This is a genomic window from Kitasatospora sp. NPDC001132 (assembly GCF_053598415.1).
Genome location: NZ_JBSFKF010000009.1, coordinates 107912 through 126507, shown reverse-complemented (window position 1 = coordinate 126507; position 18596 = coordinate 107912). Strand labels below are relative to the sequence as shown.

The 18596-nt window shown below is 74.3% G+C and carries 18 protein-coding genes; 10 read left to right on the top strand and 8 right to left on the bottom strand.

The features are described from left to right. Window positions 1-745: 745 nt before the first annotated feature. From ACWDBE_RS15090 to paaE, 6 genes are all read left to right on the top strand, one after another. Window positions 746-2314, top strand: a complete 1569-nt coding sequence (locus tag ACWDBE_RS15090) for a M20 family metallopeptidase (RefSeq protein ID WP_449808217.1) — start codon at window positions 746-748, stop codon at window positions 2312-2314. Window positions 2315-2614: 300 nt separating this feature from the next. Beyond that, window positions 2615-3667 carry a 1,2-phenylacetyl-CoA epoxidase subunit PaaA gene (paaA, locus tag ACWDBE_RS15085; protein WP_449791647.1) on the top strand — a complete coding sequence of 351 codons (1053 nt, stop codon included), beginning with the start codon at window positions 2615-2617 and terminating at the stop codon, window positions 3665-3667. After that, the gene (gene paaB / locus ACWDBE_RS15080) at window positions 3664-3981 is read left to right on the top strand and encodes a 1,2-phenylacetyl-CoA epoxidase subunit PaaB (protein WP_387757691.1); all 318 of its coding nucleotides are present in this window, start codon (window positions 3664-3666) and stop codon (window positions 3979-3981) included. The genes paaA and paaB overlap by 4 nt, the downstream gene beginning before the upstream one ends. 13 nt (window positions 3982-3994) lie before the next feature. Beyond that, on the top strand, window positions 3995-4903 hold the full coding sequence (gene paaC / locus ACWDBE_RS15075; protein WP_449808216.1) for a 1,2-phenylacetyl-CoA epoxidase subunit PaaC: 909 nt from the start codon (window positions 3995-3997) through the stop codon (window positions 4901-4903). After that, window positions 4897-5517, top strand: coding sequence for a 1,2-phenylacetyl-CoA epoxidase subunit PaaD (paaD, locus tag ACWDBE_RS15070; protein ID WP_449808215.1), 621 nt, complete (start codon window positions 4897-4899; stop codon window positions 5515-5517). The genes paaC and paaD overlap by 7 nt, the downstream gene beginning before the upstream one ends. Then, on the top strand, window positions 5518-6807 hold the full coding sequence (gene paaE / locus ACWDBE_RS15065) for a 1,2-phenylacetyl-CoA epoxidase subunit PaaE (protein ID WP_449808214.1): 1290 nt from the start codon (window positions 5518-5520) through the stop codon (window positions 6805-6807). A gap of 3 nt (window positions 6808-6810) precedes the next feature. On the opposite strand, the gene ACWDBE_RS15060 is transcribed toward paaE, so the two are convergent. Then, complete coding sequence (locus ACWDBE_RS15060; RefSeq protein ID WP_449808213.1) at window positions 6811-7935, bottom strand: flavin-containing monooxygenase; 1125 nt, start codon at window positions 7933-7935, stop codon at window positions 6811-6813. A 117-nt stretch (window positions 7936-8052) separates the two neighbouring features. Then, a complete protein-coding gene (locus ACWDBE_RS15055) occupies window positions 8053-8424 on the bottom strand; it encodes a YbjQ family protein (RefSeq protein ID WP_449791642.1) in 372 nt (123 codons plus the stop codon). Window positions 8425-8548: 124 nt separating this feature from the next. Between ACWDBE_RS15055 and ACWDBE_RS15050 the strand changes: the two genes are divergently transcribed. Together ACWDBE_RS15050 and ACWDBE_RS15045 are read left to right on the top strand one after the other, a co-directional pair. Further along, window positions 8549-9478, top strand: a complete 930-nt coding sequence (locus ACWDBE_RS15050) for a hypothetical protein (protein ID WP_402400157.1) — start codon at window positions 8549-8551, stop codon at window positions 9476-9478. A gap of 263 nt (window positions 9479-9741) precedes the next feature. Beyond that, window positions 9742-10455 (top strand): peptidyl-tRNA hydrolase, encoded by a 714-nt coding sequence (locus ACWDBE_RS15045; protein WP_449808212.1) that lies wholly within the window; start codon window positions 9742-9744, stop codon window positions 10453-10455. Between the two features lie 125 nt (window positions 10456-10580). Here the strand turns inward: ACWDBE_RS15045 and ACWDBE_RS15040 are convergent, their stop codons facing one another. From ACWDBE_RS15040 to ACWDBE_RS15030, 3 genes are read right to left on the bottom strand one after another with little or no spacing between them, the layout of a single operon-like run. Then, window positions 10581-11324: a hypothetical protein gene (locus ACWDBE_RS15040; RefSeq protein ID WP_449808211.1), complete on the bottom strand. Its 744-nt coding sequence runs from the start codon at window positions 11322-11324 to the stop codon at window positions 10581-10583. A 57-nt stretch (window positions 11325-11381) separates the two neighbouring features. Beyond that, a complete protein-coding gene (locus ACWDBE_RS15035; RefSeq protein ID WP_449791639.1) occupies window positions 11382-12155 on the bottom strand; it encodes an ABC transporter permease in 774 nt (257 codons plus the stop codon). Beyond that, window positions 12152-13069, bottom strand: coding sequence for an ATP-binding cassette domain-containing protein (locus ACWDBE_RS15030; protein WP_449808210.1), 918 nt, complete (start codon window positions 13067-13069; stop codon window positions 12152-12154). The genes ACWDBE_RS15035 and ACWDBE_RS15030 overlap by 4 nt, the downstream gene beginning before the upstream one ends. Window positions 13070-13274: 205 nt before the next feature. Between ACWDBE_RS15030 and ACWDBE_RS15025 the strand changes: the two genes are divergently transcribed. After that, on the top strand, window positions 13275-14642 hold the full coding sequence (locus ACWDBE_RS15025) for a sensor histidine kinase (RefSeq protein ID WP_449808209.1): 1368 nt from the start codon (window positions 13275-13277) through the stop codon (window positions 14640-14642). Window positions 14643-14686: 44 nt separating this feature from the next. Then, a complete protein-coding gene (locus ACWDBE_RS15020; protein ID WP_392913935.1) occupies window positions 14687-15346 on the top strand; it encodes a response regulator in 660 nt (219 codons plus the stop codon). Between the two features lie 126 nt (window positions 15347-15472). On the opposite strand, the gene ACWDBE_RS15015 is transcribed toward ACWDBE_RS15020, so the two are convergent. The 3 genes from ACWDBE_RS15015 to modA form a co-directional block, all read right to left on the bottom strand. Beyond that, window positions 15473-16549, bottom strand: a complete 1077-nt coding sequence (locus tag ACWDBE_RS15015) for an ABC transporter ATP-binding protein (protein WP_449808208.1) — start codon at window positions 16547-16549, stop codon at window positions 15473-15475. A gap of 124 nt (window positions 16550-16673) precedes the next feature. After that, complete coding sequence (locus ACWDBE_RS15010; RefSeq protein ID WP_449791668.1) at window positions 16674-17528, bottom strand: ABC transporter permease; 855 nt, start codon at window positions 17526-17528, stop codon at window positions 16674-16676. A gap of 95 nt (window positions 17529-17623) precedes the next feature. Then, on the bottom strand, window positions 17624-18484 hold the full coding sequence (modA, locus tag ACWDBE_RS15005; RefSeq protein ID WP_449791635.1) for a molybdate ABC transporter substrate-binding protein: 861 nt from the start codon (window positions 18482-18484) through the stop codon (window positions 17624-17626). Between the last annotated feature and the right edge of the window lie 112 nt (window positions 18485-18596).

Genomic DNA, 18596 nt, shown 5'->3' with positions numbered 1-18596 from the left:
CAGCCGTCCCGCCCTGCCCGGCCGCCGTCCCGCCGTGCCCGGCTGCCGCCCTGTCGTGCCCGGGGTAGCAGTCGAGGCACGTCGAGGCGCGGTGGGGCACATCGGGGCACGGCATCGTCCGGTGTTCACGCGGGCGTTCCCCGGACGTTCCTCCGGAGTCAGGGCGGGACTCGAAGCGGGCCTCCCTGAGCCGTCGCGTGCCCCCGGTTCGTACCGCGTGCTGAGCCGCTGTCACCCATCCGGCGTGGAATTGCCGTGCCTTCGCCGTTTGCGCTGCCGAACTCGGGCGGCGGGTCCATGGTGGAGATGGGCGCGATCCGGCGACCGCGCCCGCGCGCCGATCCAGGCCCGCGCGCCGAGCGCTCGCGCCGATCGCGGACGGGCGGCCTCCGAAGCGGGGCCCGGTACCGGCACGCTGGGAGCAGGGCCACCTCGCAGGAAACCGAACGGTTCTTCTAGGCTCACATCTCGGCTTCCCTGCGGCGGTCCGGCCACTGCGCCCGCTGTCAGGAGGCCGCCGTCCACGGGGGCTCCGGGCGGACCGGGGTCCCCGGATCGAGCGAGGAGGACGCATCATGCCAAGCACGCCGCCATGCCGTACCACCGTACTTGGGCCAGTCGGGCCGCTCCGGTGGGCCGCCCATCATCCCGTTCGGTCGGTGCGGTCCGGCCGGGCCTGGCGCCCGGGCGGAAACGGTCGGCCGGTACGGCCGCTGTATACCGGCGGCGGCCGCGGAGGCGAGCGTTGAGTTCCCAGACCATCGGGTCGCACGCCGTGCCGGGCGCCGCCGGGGAACCCGCCCCGTCACCTGTCACCGTCCCGGCCGCCACCGACGGCGAGGCCCTCGCCATCACCACTGCCACCGGTACCGCTGCCGCCGCCTGCACGGCAACTGCCGCTCCGGCTCCGGCCACCACGGTGCCGACCGCCTCGGGGCAGGCCACCGCCACCGCGTCCGCCACCAAGGCGGCGGTCGCCAAGACCACGGCCGCCACGTCGGCCCTCATCAATGCCGCCCTCACGAAATCAGCCCTCACCAAAACCGGCGTCGCGAAGACCGCGGTGGCGAAGACGACTGTCGCGAAGCCCACGGCAAGACCGGCGGCCACCGCCACCCCGGGGACCGCAACCGCCACCACGGCGTTGCCCGGTGTGCCGCAGGCACTCAGCACCCGTGCCCGTAGCCTCGCCGGCGCCGTCCGGCGCCGCTGCGCCGACCTGGCGCGGATCGAGTCCCCCAGCGGTGACGCCCCGAGACTCGACGCCCTGGCCGAGGAGTTGGCGGCCGGGTTCCGTACCACCGGTGCCACCGCCCGCCGCGAACCCGGACCGGCGGGCGACCACCTGGTACTGGAGTGGGAGGGCCGGGACGAGTCCCTGCCGCACCTGCTGATCGTCGGGCACCATGACACCGTCTGGCCGGTCGGCACCCTCGCGGACTGGCCGGTGACCGAGCAGGACGGCCGGCTCACCGGCCCCGGCGTGGTCGACATGAAGGGTGGACTCGCCATCCTCGAGGGCGCGTTGGCGCTTCTCGCGGACCTGGGCGAGTGCCCGCACCGCACCGTCCGCCTGGTCGTGGTCTCCGACGAAGAGGTGGGCAGTCCGGACGGGCGGCGCCTGGTCGAGCGCCAGCTGCGCGGCGCCGCCGCGGTCCTGGGGCTCGAACCGTCGCACCCCGACGGCCGGTTGAAGACCGCGCGGCGCGGCAGCACCCGGGTGCGGCTCACCGTGACCGGCCGCGAGGCGCACGCCGGCAACGACGCCCACGACGGGGTGTCCGCGGTCGACGAACTGGTGGACCAGCTCGTGCTGGTGCGCGATCTCGCCGGCCAACCCGGTACCGAGCTCAACACCGGGCGGATCAGCGGCGGTACGCGCGCCAATGTCGTCGCCGGCCGGGCCGAGGCCGAGCTGGGGCTGCGCTTCGCCACCGCAGAGGCGCAGCGCCGCACGCTCGACGACCTGGCCCGGCTCACCGCGCTGCGCCCGGGCGCCCGGGTCCGTACGGAGGTGCTGTCCAGCCGTCCGGCGTGGCCCGAACGGACGGGCAACCCGCTGTTGCGGCACGTGCGTTCGCTCGCCGCCGAGCTCGGGCAGCAGCTGGACGGAGCCCCGGCGGGTGGGGCGGGGGACGCCAATCTGCCCGGCTCGCGTGGGCTGCCGACCCTGGACGGCTTCGGTGCGGTGGGCGCCGGAGCACACGCTCGGCACGAGCACATCCGGCTCGATCAGATCGCCCCCCGGGTCGCCCTGCTGGCAGCACTTCTTGCCGTACCGCTGCCGCGACTGCGCGACCGCGCGGAGGGATGAGCCGCCGGTGAGCCGCTGACGGCCGACCGCTGACGGTCGACGACGGGCAGACAGTCGACAGCGGACGGGGAACAGCGAACAACTCACAGCGAACAGCGGTCAGCGAACAGGGGACAGCGAACAGCAAACAGTGAAGAGCTGACAGATAACAGCTGACAGATTCTGAAATCTGTCAGCTGTTATCCGTTCCGCACCTTGCCATCCCTCCGTCCCGCCGCGCAGAATGGTACCGACCGAACGGTCAGTCGGTTGGTCGGCGCCCAGACGCCCGACCGACCGGGTAGGACACGAGAGGGGACCGTGGTGACAGCAGAGGTGGCCGAGGCGGTCCCCGCGCAGACGCCGGAGGACCGGTTCGAGGCGGTCGTCGCCGCCGAGCAGCGGATCGAGCCCAGGGACTGGATGCCCGACGCCTACCGGGCCACCCTGATCCGCCAGATCGCCCAGCACGCCCACTCCGAGATCATCGGCATGCAGCCCGAGGGCAACTGGCTGACCCGGGCCCCGTCCCTGCGCCGCAAGGCGATCCTGCTCGCCAAGGCCCAGGACGAGGCCGGCCACGGCCTCTACCTCTACGCCGCCGCCGAGACCCTCGGCGTCGACCGCGCCGAGCTCACCGAGAAGCTGATCTCCGGCCGCCAGAAGTACTCCTCGATCTTCAACTACCCGACCCTCACCTTCGCCGACGTCGGCGTGATCGGCTGGCTGGTGGACGGCGCCGCGATCTGCAACCAGGTCCCGCTCTGCCGCTGCAGCTACGGCCCGTACGCCCGCGCGATGGTGCGGATCTGCAAGGAAGAGTCCTTCCACCAGCGCCAGGGCTACGAGCTGCTGATGACGCTGATGCGCGGCACCGAGGCCCAGCGCCGGATGGTCCAGGACGCGGTGGACCGCTGGTGGTGGCCGTCGCTGATGATGTTCGGCCCCTCGGACGCCGACTCGCCGAACAGCGCCCGCTCGATGGCCTGGCGGATCAAGCGGCACAGCAACGACGAGCTGCGCCGGCGCTTCGTCGACATGACCGTCCCGCAGGCCGAGCACCTGGGCGTCACCCTCCCGGACCCCGAGCTGCGCTGGAACGAGGAGCGCGGCGGCTGGGACTTCGGCGAGCCGGACTGGTCCGAGCTGACCAGGGTCATCCACGGCCAGGGCCCCTGCAACGCCCAGCGGGTCGACCGCCGCCGCGCCGCCCACGAGGACGGTGCCTGGGTGCGCGAGGCGGCCGTCGCCTACGCGGCCAAGCGCGCCGCCGAAGCCGCCGCAGTCCCCGCGGCCCCCGAGACCACCGCAGCCCCCGAGACCACCGCAGCCCCCGCGGCCGCTGAAGCCACCGAACAGGAGAACGGAAAGTGACCGACCCCCAGGTTGGCTCCCCGGCCGGGTCCAAGGCCGGCTGGCCGCTGTACGAGGTGTTCGTGCGCCCCCGGCGCGGGCTGAACCACGTCCACGTCGGCTCGCTGCACGCCTCCGACGACCGGATGGCCCTGCTCGCCGCCCGCGACCTGTACACCCGCCGTAACGAGGGTGTGAGCCTCTGGGTGGTCCGCTCGGACGCGATCACCGCCTCCACCCCGGACGAGCGCGACCCGTTCTTCGAGCCCAGCGGCGACAAGGTCTACCGCCACCCGACCTTCTACGACATCCCCGAGGATGTCCCGCACATCTGACGGGGGAGCCACCGTGCACAACGACACCACCACCGGCGCCGACCAGGACGACCACGTCTACCTCAGCCTCGCCGACGCCGCCCCCGGCCCCGAGGGCGAGGGCCGCTGGGCGTACGGGACGGGCTTCGCCGACCCGCTGCTCGGCGTGGACACGGCGTTGCCCGCAGGCGTGGACGGCGCGGACCTCGCCGCCTACTGCCAGATGCTGGGCGACGACGCTCTGGTCCTCGCCCAGCGGCTGATCGAGTGGTGCACCAGGGCGCCCGAGCTGGAGGAGGAGGTCGCGCTCGCCAACCTGGGCCTCGACCTGCTCGGCCAGGCCCGCCTGCTGCTCACCCGGGCAGGTCAGGCGGACGGCACCGGCCGCACCGAGGACGACCTGGCGTACTGGCGCGAGGAGCACGAGTTCCGCAACGTCCGCCTGGTGGAGACGCCGAACGGCGACTTCGCGTACTCGATCGCCCGGCTGCTGCTGTTCGCCACCGCGCGCGGCGCCCTGTACGAGGCGCTGAGCACGCACCCCGACCCGGTACTGGCCGCGGTCGCGGCCCGGGGCGTCAAGGAGCTGGCCTACCACCGGGAGTACGCCACCGCCTGGACGCTGCGCCTGGGCGATGGCACGCCGTACTCCGCCGAGCGGATGCAGGCCGGTTTGGACGCGGTTTGGCCACTGCTGGAGGAGCTGTTCACGGCACACCCGGTGGAGCAGCGCGCGGGCGTCGACCCTGCGACGCTGCGTGAACCGGTGCTGCGCTCGCTCGCCGCCGTCCTCGCCGAGGCCGGGCTGACCGTACCGGACGTGCCGCCGCTGGCCACCGTCCTGGGCCGGGCCGGCCGGGACGGCGTGCACACCGAGGCGCTCGGCCCGCTGCTCGCCGAGCTCCAGGTGGTGGCCCGGGCCCACCCGGGGGCGACATGGTGACGGGCGGCACCGCGACGGGCGCGGCGGGCCCGACGGGCGTCGCGGACCCGACCGGCACCGCGGACCCGACGGGCAGGACGACCCGGGACCTGGCCTGGGCGGTCGCCGCGGCCGTCCCGGACCCGGAGCTGCCCATGCTGACCCTGGCCGACCTGGGCGTCCTGGCCGAGGTCGAGGTGGACGGCGGCAGCGGCAGCGCCGACGGCACGGTGACCGCCTGGCTGACCCCGACCTACTCGGGCTGCCCCGCCGTCGCCGAGATGGCCGCCGACGTGGACCGCCGGCTGCGCGCGGCCGGGTACCCGGACGTCCGGGTGCGGCTGCGGCTGGACCCGCCGTGGTCCACCGACCTGATCACCGCCGAGGGCCGCCGCAAGCTCGCCGAGGCGGGCATCGCCCCGCCGCGCCCCACCGCCGCCGTCGCCACGGCCGGTCCGGTGGCGCTCACCCTCGGCCCGACGCGCACCGGAACCGCGACCCCGCCCCCCGTGCCGTGCCCGCACTGCGGTGGCACCGCGACGGAGGAGCTGTCCCGCTTCGGTTCCACCGCCTGCAAGGCGCTCTGGCGCTGCCGGGCCTGCCGCGAGCCGTTCGAACGCGTCAAGGAGATCTGAATGCCCGCCGCTTCCCCCGCCGCCGCGTCCGCCGGTACCGCCGGTCCGGGCGCCGCCTCCGCCGGACCGGCCTCCACCCCCGCCGGACCGGCCTCCACCCCCGCCGGACCGGCCTCCGCCACTGCGGCTTCCGCCTCCGCCACCAGGGCGGACACCGGCTCGGACACCGAGGCGAGCGGCATCCGCCCCGCCCGCCGCCCGACCTTCCACCGGCTGCGGATCGACCGGGTCGAGCGGCTGTGCGAGGACGCCGTCGCGGTGACCTTCGCGGTGCCGGACGAACTGGTGCAGGAGTACGCCTTCCGCCCCGGGCAGACCCTGACCCTGCGCAAGCTGGTGGACGACACCGACGAGCGCCGCTCGTACTCGATCTGCGCCCCGGTCGGCGGGCCGCTGCGGATCGCCGTCCGGGAGGTGCCCGGCGGGCTGTTCTCGCGCTGGCTGGTGCGCGAGGCCGTGCCGGGCGAGGAGGTCGAGGTGCTGACGCCGTCCGGCCTGTTCACCCCCGAACTCGGCGTCCCGGCCGACCACGTGCTGCTCGCGGCCGGCTCCGGCATCACCCCGATGCTGTCGATCGCCGCCTCCGTGCTGGCCGCCGACCGCGACTCCACCGTCACCCTGCTCTACGGCAACCGGCGCAGCGACACCGTGATGTTCGCGGACGAGCTGGCCGACCTGAAGGACCGCTACCTCGGCCGCTTCCAGCTGGTCCACGTACTCTCCCGGGAGACCAGGGACGCCGAGCTGCTCAGCGGCCGCCTGGACCCGGAGCGGGTTCGCGCGCTGCTGGCGGCGCTGGTGGACGTCGGCAGCGTCGGGCACTGGTGGCTGTGCGGCCCGTTCGGCATGGTCGCGGGGGCCAAGGAACTGCTGGCGGAGCTGGACGTGCCGGGCGAGCGGGTGCACCAGGAGCTGTTCCACGCCGAGGACGAGCCGCTCCCGGAACGCGACGAGGACTGGGACCGGACGGACGCCTCGTCGGGCGGCGCTTCGTCCGGTGGAGCCTCGGGCCCGCAGAGCGAGGTCACCGTCGTCCTCGACGGCCGCGGCAGCACCCTCTGCCTCCCGTGCGACCGCTCGATCCTGGACGGCGCCCAGCGCTCCCGCCCCGACCTGCCGTTCGCCTGCAAGGGCGGGGTCTGCGGCACCTGCCGCGCCCTGGTCACCGAGGGCGAGGTGGAGATGCGCCGCAACTTCGCGCTGGAGGAGAAGGAACTGGCCGCCGGCTACGTCCTCACCTGCCAGGCCCGCCCGCTCACCGACCGGGTGACCGTCGACTACGACCGCTGAGCCTCAGACGGCGGCGGGCTCCGTCACCGCGCCACCGAGCGCCGGAGCACCGAGCGCCGGAGCACCGAGGGCCGGGTTCCCGAGGAGCTTGACCAGGTCGTTGACCGCCGCGCGCCCGGCCCGGTTGGCGCCGACGGTGCTGGCGGAGGGGCCGAAGCCGACCAGGTGGACGCGGGGGTCGGCGGTGGCACGGGTCCCGGTGAGCGCGATGCCGCCGCCGGGGGAACGAAGGCCGAGCGGGCCGAGGTGCCCGATCTCGGGCCGGAAACCGGTCGCCCAGACGATCGCGTCCACCGCCAGCTCCTCGTCGCCCCAGGCGGCCCCGTGCTCGGTCAGGCGGTCGAACATCGGCCGGCGGTGCAGCGCGCCCAGCTCCTCGGCGCGCCGGTAGGCGACGGACGGGCCGAGCCCGGTCACGCTCACCACGCTGCGCACCGGCAGGCCCTTCCGGACCCGCTCCGCCACCTTGGCGACCACCGCGCGCCCGTACTCGGGAGTGAACGGTCCGTCGTGGTAGACGGGTTCGGAGCGGGTGACCCAGACCGTCTCGCCGACCGCGGCCACCTCCGACAGCACCTGGATCGCCGAAGCCCCGCCGCCCACCACCAGCACGCGCTTGCCCGTGAACTCCTCGGGACCGCGGTACTCGGCGTAGTGCAGCTGACGGCCCGCGAAGTGGCCCGGGTAGTGCGGGAGGAAGGGGCGGGTCCAGGTGCCGGTGGCGTTGACCAGCGCACGGGTGGACCAGGTGCCGTGGTCGGTCTCGACCAGCAACCGGGAGTCCGGGCGCTCGGACTCCGCCCGTACGGCACGCACCACGACCGGGCGTACGACCGGGAGCGCGTGCCGGGCCTCGTACGCCGCGAAGTACTCCGGCACCACCTCGCGGGCGGGGGCCTCGGGGTCCGGCGGCGGGAGTTCGGCGTCCGGGAGGTCGTGGACGCCGTGCACGGTGGCCATCCGCAGGGACGGCGAGCGGTGCGCCCAGGCACCGCCTGGTACGGGGTTGGCGTCGAGGACGACGAAGCCGCCGTCGATGCCCGCCCGGTACGGGGCGAAGCCGCGACGGCGCAGGTGGTAGGCGGCGGACAGGCCCGCCTGCCCGGCGCCCACCACCAGGACGTCCACGCGTTGCGGAACAGCGTTAGTTGCACCGTAAACAGTCACGCCCGTGAAACATCGGCGGACCGGCGGTGTGTTCCCGCGCACCGGGCCGGAGGGCGTCCGTCCCGGGCCGGAAGGGCGTCAGGAGACCGGGGAGATCACCGCGGCGGTGCCGTAGGCGCAGACCTCGGTGCCGACAGCGGCCGCCTCGGTGACGTCGAAACGCATCATCAGGACGGCGTTGCCGCCACGCGCCTTGGTCTGCTCGACCAGCCGCTGCATCGCCTCGTTGCGGCTCTCGACCAGGGTCTTCGTCAGACCGCGCAGCTCACCGCCGACCAGCGACTTCAGACCGGCACCGATCTGGCTGCCGACGTGGCGGCTGCGGACGGTCAGCCCGAAGACCTCGCCGATCACGTGGTCGACCCGGAAACCGGGGATGTCGTTGGTGGTCACGACAAGGACGTCTGCGTTCGGGCCCTGCCCGCCGCCGTACTCGTTGATGTCTGCCATGGGACGCATCCTGCCAGTTCGTGCGTCCGAGTGACCGAGGCGGGGCCGGGCGGTGGCCGAGAAGGCTTCCGGAAGCTGGTCCGGACCCGTGATCGGGCGCCCGAAAGGCCGTACCGTTAGCCCCATGGGCGAGCGAAGCGATCATCCACAGGGGCCGGGCGCGGCGGAGGACTCCGGTGCGCAGGAGATCGAGGCGACGGTGGTGCTGGGCCTTCGGATCACCGACTGGCCGGCCCTGCGCGCGGCCGCGATCAGGGCCGTCGAGGAGCTGGACTTCGAGGGCATCGACCCGGCCGGCCAGCGCCGTGAACTGCTGCGTGAGGTGGCCGAGGACGCCAACGCGGCGCTCGGTGCGCTGCTGCACCCGGACCGGCTGGTGGCCGCCATCCCCGGGGTCGAGGCGCTCGGCGGCACGCTGGAGATCAGCGTCACGGAGGACTTCACCCCCGACTTCGCGGACCTGTTCCCGCTGGAGGGCGACGAGGAGGACGGCGGCGCGGGCGCGGACTGGACGCTCACCCCGCGCACCGCCTGTCTGCTCCACGCCCAGCTGATCGGTCTGGCCGACGCCGCGTACGACGACTTCGACGAGCACGGGGACGAGGCGGTCTCCGAGGGCGACGACACGGACTGGACGGTCTTCTCCCGGCTGCCCGAGCGCACCTGGCGGATGCATCGGGGCTGGCGCCGCGCGATGGCCCGGGCCTTCGACGACCTCGCCGACGACCTCGCCCTCGGCGAGTGGCCGCTGCCGCGCTGCCTGGCCGAGGAGATAGCGCTGCGGATGGCCCTGGTGGACGCCCGGGCCCTGCTCGGCGCGCAGCCCGAGTCGGTGGCGGACATGATGGGCGACCTCCCGGCCGACCTCTACGACTACGACTGGGACGGCTGCCACGACGAGCTGTTCGGCGTCTACGGGCCGGACGACGGCGATCCGGAGCTCGCGGCGGAGCAGCGCACGGAACTGCTGCTGGCGGCCACCCACCCGGAGGGCTGGTTCCTGATGTACGAGGACGCGGAGGAGCGGGACCCGCAGCGCGGCTACCGGCGCTGACCGGGCGTCGCGGTTGCCGTGCGGTGGTGCGGTGGTACGGCGGTTCGGACGGCGAGTGCCGGGGGCTCGCCGTCGAGGCGAACCGTCGAGGTGAACGGGGCGGGCCGAGTCGGTCGGGGCGGGGCTGGCATCCTGGTCGGGTGACTTCTCCTTCCGACGCTCCGACTTCCGCCGCTCCGGCCCCGGCTCCTTCGTCTCCGGTTTCCCCGTCCCTGCCCACGGCTCCGGCCCCGGCCCCGGCTTCGGTCCCGTCGCCGGCCGCCGTGGCCCCCGCCCCGGCGGCGGAGCTCGGCGACACCCCGTCGCGCGAGGAGCGCGACGAGCGGCCGCAGTACGTGCTGCCGCTGGTCGTCCGGGTGGAGCGGGCGACTCCGCCGGGCCGGACGGACGCGCTGGAGACCTCGGCGCGGGCGGTGCTCACCCTGCTCGCCGACCCCCGGGTGACCGAGGTGGACGGCGAGTGGGCGGAGCGGGTCGCCGCCTGGGAGGACGCCCGGATCCGCAAGGTGGTCCGGCGGGCCCGGGGCGGTGAGTGGCGGCGGGCGGGCGAGCTGCCCGGCGTCACGGTGCGGGGGCGGGAGGCCGAGGTGCGGGTGTTCCCGCCGATCCCGCTGGACGGCTGGCCGAAGGAACTCGCCAAGCTCCAGGTGTCCGGGACGGACCTGGAGGAGACGGCCGAGGTCGGGACGCCCGAGCCGGGGCTGCCGGTGCTGTGGCTCAACCCCGAGCTGGAGATGAGCGCGGGCAAGACGATGGCGCAGACCGGGCACGCCGCCCAGCTCGCGTGGTGGCGGCTCGATGAGGCACAGCGCAAGGAGTGGGCCGAGACCGGGTTCGCGCTCGCGGTCCGGACGGCCGCGCCGGAGACGTGGCAGGACCTCCTGCGCAGCGGGCTGCCGGTGGTCCAGGACGCGGGCTTCACCGAGATCGTCCCCGGCAGCTGCACGGTGATCGCGGACCACCCGGCACTGCGGTGACGGGGTGGCGGCGGCAGAGGGCCGGCGGCGCACAGATTGCAGCGAACAGATAACGGATCACAGCTGACAGCTGACAGAATTCGAAATCTGTCAGCTGTCATCCGTTCGCCGTTCCTCGTCGGTCGTCAGCTCCGCTCGTAGCGCCGCATCGCCCGCAGCCCGCCGTAGACCGCCAGGGCCGTCCAGAGCGCCATGATCAGCAGTCCGGTCCAGTGGCCGTAGTGGACGCCCGGCTCGGATTGGGTGCGGGTCGCGTACAGGCCGGCCCGGTCGGGCAGGAACTGGCCCAGTTCGCGGACGCCGGGGATGGCGGCCAGCCAGGTGGTGCCCAGGAACACCATCGGGGTCAGCAGGCCGAGTGCGGCGCTGAAGTTGCCCAGCATCGCGGTCAGTCCGAGGCAGAGCAGCACCATCATCGGGTGGTACAGCACCCCGGCCAGGAAACTGCGGGCCAGGCCCGGGGTGGAGAGGTCCAGGCCGACGGTGGTGCCGACGGCCAGGAACGAGCCCGCCGTCGACGCCAGCCCGAGCAGCAGGCCCAGCCCGGCGCCGAGCACGAGCTTGGCGCCGTACAGCCGACCGCGCCGGGGGACGGCGGTGAGTGAGGTGCCGATCATGCGGGTGTTGAACTCCTGCCCGATCAGCAGGATCCCGAGGCAGGCCACCGCGACGTGGCCGAACAGCAGCCCGTAGAAGATCCCGCCGGCCGGGTCCTCACCGGGCGTGTGGTCCTTCGCCCCGTAGGCGGCGTTGACGGCCGCCGTGACCCCGACGGTCAGCGCGAGCGCGACCAGCGGGGCCGCCCACTGCGAGGGGAGGGTGGTGAACTTGACCCGTTCGGCGCGTACGGCGTCGGCCATCGTGCTCATTGTCGCTCCCAACTCCGGTATCCCATGTCCGATCTCCCATGTCCCTTTCGCTCCGGGTCACTTGGCGCGTCGCAGTGCCCGCAGCCCGCCGTACGCCGCCAGGGCCGTCCAGAGCGCCATGATCAGCAGTCCGGTCCAGTGGCCGTAGGCGACCGCCGGGTCGTCGGCGTACCGCAGGGCGTACTGGCCGGCCCGGTCGGGCAGGAACTGGACCACCTTCCGCACCCCGGGGACACCGCTGAGCAGCGGTGAGAGCAGGAAGAGGGACGGGACCAACAGCCCCATGGCGGCGGTGAGATTGCCCAGCAGGGCGGCCGTCCCGAGGCAGAGCACCACCAGCAGCGTCTGGTAGAGCACCCCGGCCACGGCGGTGCGGACGAAGGCGGGCCCGTCCCATTCGGCGGGAACGGTGGCCGCGTAACCGGCGAAGGCGCCCGCCGTCCCGACGGCGCCGACCGCGAGTCCGACCAGTGCGCCGAGCGCGAGCTTGGCGCCGTACAAACGGCCCCGCCTCGGTACGGCGGTGAACGACAAGTCGATCATGCGGGTGTTGAACTCCTGGCCGATCAGCAGGATGCCGAAGCAGGTCAGTGCCGCCTGGCCGAAGTTGAGGCCGTAGAAGATGCCGACGCCGGGGTCGCCGGTGAGGCTGTGGTCCTTGTCACCGAGGGCCGCGCCGACGGCGGTGGTGACGCCCGCCGTGAGCACCAGGGCGAGCAGGGGCGTGATCCAGAGCGACCGGAGGGTGGCGAGCTTGATCCACTCGGCGCGCAGGGCGTTGGCGGCAGGAGCCCCGGTGGCAGAGGTCCCGGCAGGGGTGGGCGCGTTCACGCGGCGGCCTCCGCGCGGTACTCGACGCTGTCGGCGGTCATCCGCATGAACGCCTCCTCCAGGGAGTCCTGTTGCACGGCGATCTCGTACAGCACCACGCCGCCGGCGGCGGCGAGCGCGGCGATCCGCTCGGGTTCGGCGCCGCTCACCTCCCAGGCGCCGTCGCCGACTTCGGTGGCGTCGAGGCCGTGGCCGGGGTTGCCGAGCAGGGCGGCGAGCTTGGTCGGGTCGACGGCGCGGACCCTGGTCCGGGTCCGGCCGTGGCGGTCGATGAACTCCGGGGTGGCGGCGTCGGCGAGCAGCCGGCCGCGCCCGATCACCACCAAGTGGTCGGCGGTGAGAGCCATCTCGGTCATCAGGTGGGAGGAGACCAGCACCGCCCGGCCCTCGGTGGCCAAGCCGCGCAGCAGGGTGCGGATCCAGCGGATGCCCTCCGGGTCCAGGCCGTTCACGGGCTCGTCCAGCAGCAGGACCGGCGGGTCGCCGAGCAGTGCGGCGGCCACCCCCAGGCGCTGGCGCATGCCGAGCGAGAAGCCCCGGATCCGCCGCCCGGCGGCGTCCGCCAGGCCGACCCGGCCGAGCACCTCGTCGACCCGGCGGGCCGGCAGGCCGTTGCTCGCGGCGAGCCAGCGCAGATGGCCGTGCGCGGTCCGGCCGCCGTGCAGCGCCTGGGCGTCCAGCAGCGCTCCGACCGTCCGCAGCGGGTCGGGGAGTTCGACGTACGGCCGGCCGCCGACCAGGGCGTGTCCGGCGGTCGGCCGGTCGAGGCCGAGGACCAGGCGCATGGTGGTGCTCTTGCCGGCGCCGTTCGGGCCGAGGAAGCCGGTCACCACGCCGGGCCGGACCTCGAAGGTCAGGTCGTCGACGGCGCGCCGGCCGTCGTACTCCTTGGTGAGGCCCTGGATCTCGATCACGGCCCGCTCCCCTCGTCTCGTCTCGCCTTGTCGTCGGTCTCCGCCGGGGCTCGCTGTGGTCGTCCCCGGGCGGTGGCTCCATTCGACCGGAGCGGTCCGGTGCGGCGGATCCCGCCGGGGCGGGGAGCCGCCTCCCTCCCGAGAGGGAGCCGGCCGGAGACCGGCGCGGGAGCCGGGGCCCGGGGCGGCCTGACAGGATGGCCCAATGTCCAAGATCGCAGCGCTGAACAGCGCGGTGTCCGGGAGCGTTGCGCCGGGAAGCGCGGTGCCGAGGCTCGTCGCGCCCCTGGTGGCCGGCGCCACGTACGCACGACTGCTGCACCTGCTGGTCGGGTGGATCTTCGCCGGCGTCGTGCTGATGGTCTATCCGGGGACGTACCACAAGGGCGTCGGCGGGATCCTGATGGCGAGCGTCTCGACGGACGTCGTGCTGCTCGCGCTCGCCGCGCTCATCCCGGCGGCGCGCCGGGCCGAGGGGGTGCAGGCCCGGCTGCTGCTGGTGCCCGACCGCGAGGAGGACATCGCCACCGAGCCCTCCCGTTCCTGGGCCGACCGGCGGCGCACGGCCGGCTGGCTGATCGGACGGGTCGCGCTCGGTTCGGCGGTCGGGTTCCCCGTGGTCTTCGGGATCGCCGGGGCCTTCGAGCGGCTGACCGGTCCGGACGTCCTCTGGTACCTCCCGTTCACGCCGTTGGCGGCACTCGGCCTCGGCTGGTTCCTGGTGTACGCAGGGCGCCTCCAACTCGCCATGGCAGTAAGACTGTTGGGCCCGTCGCCGGCGGAGCGACTGGCCGAGGCGGAACTGCGGGCCGAACGGCTGCTGGAGCGCAACCGGTTGGCCAGGGAGCTGCACGACTCGATCGGCCACGCCCTGACGGTGACGGTCCTCCAGGCGGGAGCGGCGCGCGAGGTCGGGGATCCGGCCTTCGTCGCCAAGGCGCTCGAAGTCATCGAGGAGACCGGCCGACAGGCCATGGAGGATCTCGAGCGCACCCTCGTGCTGCTGCGCGAGACTCCGGCCGGAGCGAACGGCGCGGCCACCGAACAGCCCGGGATCGACCAGCTGCCCGCGCTGTTCGACACCGCCCGGGCGGCCGGAAGCCCGGTGGAGGCACGGATCGAGGTGCCTCCCGGCACCCTGCCCGGAGTGCTCTCCCGCGAGTCGTACCGGATCGTCCAGGAGGGAGTCACCAACGCGCTCAAGTACGCGCCCGGCGAGCCGATCGACATCCGGATCGCCGTACGGGACGGCCGGTTGGAGCTGCGCTGCGCCAACCGGCCACTCGGAAGCGGTCGTTCACCGGCCGGGGCGGATCGGCCGGCGGCCTACGGCGCGGGCAGGGGCGCAACGCGCAAGGGCGGCAAGGGACTGCGCGGCATCCGCGAGCGTGCCACCCTGCTCGGCGGGGAGGCGACGGCGGGACCGGCGCGGGGAGTGGCACCGGGGACGGGGAAGGGGACGGGGTCGGGAGCGGGGTCGGTGCAGGGGACGGGGCCGGGGGCGGCCGAGGCGCAGGAGGGGAACGGGGGATGGGTGCTGACCGTCCGGTTGCCCCTACGCTTGGGCTCGTGACGAACGATCTTGTGACCCGAGGTGCGGCCGGAGGAGCCGCCGAGATGACGGACATCCTGCTCGCCGACGACGAGGAACTGGTCCGGGCCGGCCTGCGGGCCGTCCTGGAGGCGCAGGGGGACCTGCGGGTGGTCGGCGAGGCGTCCGACGGTGCCGAAGCGGTCGCCCTCGCCCGCGCGTTGCGCCCGCACGTGGTGCTGATGGACGTCCGGATGCCGGTACTGGACGGCCTGGCGGCCACCCGCGAACTGCTGCGCCCCGGCGCACCGGGGGAGCGCCCTCCGAGGATCCTGGTCGTGACCACCTTCGAGAACGACGACTACGTCTACCAGGCGCTGCGCGCGGGCGCCGACGGCTTCCTGCTCAAGCGCACCCGCCCGGCCGAGATCGCCCAGGCGGTGCGGCTGGTGGCGGCGGGCGAGTCGCTGCTGTTCCCGGCCGCGATCCGCCGGTTGGCGGCCGGGCACGGCAACCCGACCGCCCGGGCGGCCATGGAGCGGGCGGCGCTGACCGAGCGCGAGGCGGAGGTGCTGCGGCTGGTCGCGCGCGGCCTCAGCAACGGGGAGATCGCCGAGCAGCTGTTCCTCGGCGTACAGACGGTGAAGACGCACGTCAGCAGCGTGCTGGCGAAGCTGGGCGCGCGGGACCGCACCCAGGCGGTGATCGCGGCGTACGAGTCGGGGTTCGTCGAACCGGCGGAGTGACGCTGCCGGCTCGATCCCGTCGGAGCGGCCCCGTCGGAGCGGCCCGCCGAAGCTGGCCTGTCGGGGCGGCCCGTCGGAGCGGCCCCGCCGGAGGGCTCCTGCCGGAGCCGCTCCGGCGGTGGGCTGTCAGGCAGGGTAGGCGTGGGTCTGGGTCGCCTTGACCGAGGCCCAGACAGCGACGCCGGGCGCCAGCTCCAGCTCCGCGACGGCGGCCGGGGTGAGGTCGGCGGCCAGCGGCAGGTCGCCGGCGAGTTCGGCGCGGACCTGGTCGCCGTGCAGGTCCAGCCCGGTGACCTCGGCCTTCCACAGGTTGCGGGCGCTGGCCTGCGGGCGCTCACGGTACAGCGTCACGGCGGAGGGCGGGAAGGCCACGAAGGCCGGGCCGTCCAGCTCCTCGGTGGTGGCCAGGACCGTTCCGTCCGGGAGCGTGACCCGGGTGCCGTCGGCCCGGCCCTGGTACAGGTTCAGGCCGACCAGCCGGGCGATGTAGTCGGTGCGCGGACGCCGGGCGACCTCCGCCGGGCTGCCGGACTGTACCTCCCGCCCGTCCTCGATCACCACGAGCCGGTCGGCCAGCACCATGGCGTCCAGCGGGTCGTGCGTCACCAACACCGCCACCGCCTCGAACTCGGCCAGGTGGCGCCGCAGCTGGGACCGTACGTCGAGCCGGGTGCGGGCGTCCAGGGCGGCCAGCGGCTCGTCCAGCAGGAGCAGCCGGGGGCGTACGGCGAGGGCGCGGGCGAGCGCCACCCGCTGGGCCTGGCCGCCGGAGAGCCGGCCGGGGCGGACCGAGGCGTGGTCGGTCAGGCCCATCCGCTCCAGCCAGGCCGCCGCCTCGGCCCGCGCCTCGCGCTTGGGGCGGCCCTGGCAGCGCGGACCGAAGGCGACGTTGTCGAGCGCGCTGAGGTGCGGGAACAGCAGGTAGTCCTGGAAGACCACGCCGACCGGCCGCTCCTCGGCGGGGGTGTACGCGCGCTGCGCAGGGTCCTCCAGGACGTGACCGTCCAGGCGCAGGTGGCCGCCGGTGAGCCGGAGCAGGCCGGCGAGGGCGCGCAGGGCGGTGGACTTGCCGGCCCCGTTGGGGCCGAGCAGCGCCACCACCTCGCCGGGGGCGGCGGTGAGGTCGAGGTCGAGGGCGAACCCGGGGCGCTCGACCCTCAGACGGGCGTCCAGGGCGGGGCCGGGGCGGCTGGCGGTGCTCATCGGTGCGGCGTCCAGGTGTCCGGAGTGTCCAGGGCGTTGGAAGTGTCCAGCGTGTTCGAAGTGTCCAGGGTGTTCGAAGTGTTCCGGTGTGGCCAGTGTCTCCGGTGTCTCGGTGCGGGCGAAGTCACGGCGTCGACAGCCAGCGGTCGCGCAGGCCGACCAGGACGGCCACGGAGACCACCAGCAGCACCAGCGACAGCGCGATCGCCGCCTGGGGGTCGGACTCCATGGCCAGGTAGACGGCCAGCGGCATGGTCTGGGTACGGCCCGGGAAGTTGCCCGCGAAGGTGATCGTCGCGCCGAACTCGCCGAGCGCCCGGGCCCAGGCGAGGACGGCCCCGGCGGCGATCCCCGGGGCGATCAGCGGCAGGGTGACCCGCCGGAACGCGGTCAGCCGGGAGGCGCCCAGGGTCGCGGCGGCCTCCTCGTAGCGGGGATCGGCGGCCCGCAGCGCGCCCTCGACGCTGATCACCAGGAACGGCATCGCCACGAACGCCTCGGCGATCACGACCCCGGTGGTGGTGAACGGCAGGGTGATGCCGAAGGCCGAGTCCAGCCAGGAGCCGACGATGCCGCGCCGCCCGAGCACCAGCAGCAGTGCCACGCCTCCGACCACCGGCGGCAGCACCAGCGGCAGGGTGACCAGCGCCCGGATCACCCGCCGGCCGGGCAGCTCGGTGCGGGCGAGCAGCCAGGCCAGCGGGACGCCGAAGACCAGTGACACCGCGGTGGCCGCGGTCGCGCTGATCAACGACAGGCGCAGCGCCTCCCAGACCGCGGCGCTGGTGAGCTGCTCGGACAGGCTGCTCCAGGGCGCCCGGATCAGCAGGCCGGCCAGCGGCAGGGTCAGGAAGGCCAGTCCGAGCAGAGCCGGGAGCAGCAGTGCGACCGGGACGCGCTGCGTGCGCGGGCGACGGCTGTGGGGCCGGCTTCGCGGACGGCTTCGGGGGCGGCGGCTTCGCGGGCGGCCGCCCGGCAGGGCCTGCGCGGGTCCTGCCGGGCCGCCGCCGACGGTGCGGGCCTGCTGGTCCCGGCCCGGACGGCTGTTCGCCCCGGAGCCGGCAGTGCGGTCGTTCACGGCGCCTGGAAGCCCGCCGCGGTCAGCACCTGCCTGGCCTCGGGCGTCCGGACGTACGCGACGAAGGCGGCGGCGCCGTTCTTGTTCGGTGCCTTGGCGAGCGCGGCGATCGGGTAGTCGTTCACGGCCTTGTCGGCCTCGGGGAAGTCCACGCCGTCGATCTTCGCAGCATCGGCCTGCACGTCGGTCCGGTACACCAGGGACGCGTCGACCTCGCCGAGTTCGACCTTGGTGAGCGCGCCCTTGACGTCCTGCTCCAGGGTGACCGGGGTGAGGTCGACACCGGCGGCCTTGAGCGCGGTCTGGGCGGCGGCGCCGCACGGCACCTCCTTCGCGCACAGGGCGACCTTCACGCCGGAGGCGGTGAGGTCCTTGAGGCCCGCGACGTGCTTGGGGTTGCCCTTGGGGACGGCGATGGTGAGGGTGTTCCGCACGAAGGTCGTGGGCTGTCCGCTCGCACCGCCCGCGTCGCTCACGGTCTTCATGGTGGCGGGGCTGGCGGCGGCGAACACGTCAGCCGGGGCACCGGAGTTGATGCTGGTGGCAAGGCTGGAGCTGCCGCCGAAGTTGAAGGTGACCTTGCTGCCCGGGTTGGCGGCCTCGAACTTCCTGCCGAGCTCGGTGAAGGTCTCCTTGAGCGAGGCCGCGGCGAAGACCGTGACGGTGCCGGCGGCCTTCGGGACGCCGCCGCCCGCGCCGCCCGCGTCCGCGGCGGCGTTCGGGGAGGTGCTCGAGGAGGCCGCGGAACCGGAGGACGAGCCGCCGCCGCTGCCGCAGGCGGTGACCCCGAGGCCGAGGGCGAGGGCCGCGGCGGTGGCGACGGCGAGTCTGCGGGTGGTCGGCGTGCGGGTGCTCATCGGTGCTTCCCCTCCAGGGTGCGCGCCGGAAGGGGCGCGGAGGCCTGATCGCAGGTGCGGCCATTACCGCGATCATAGTGCCGCAGATGCGAGTGATGAACCCCCTGTCGGT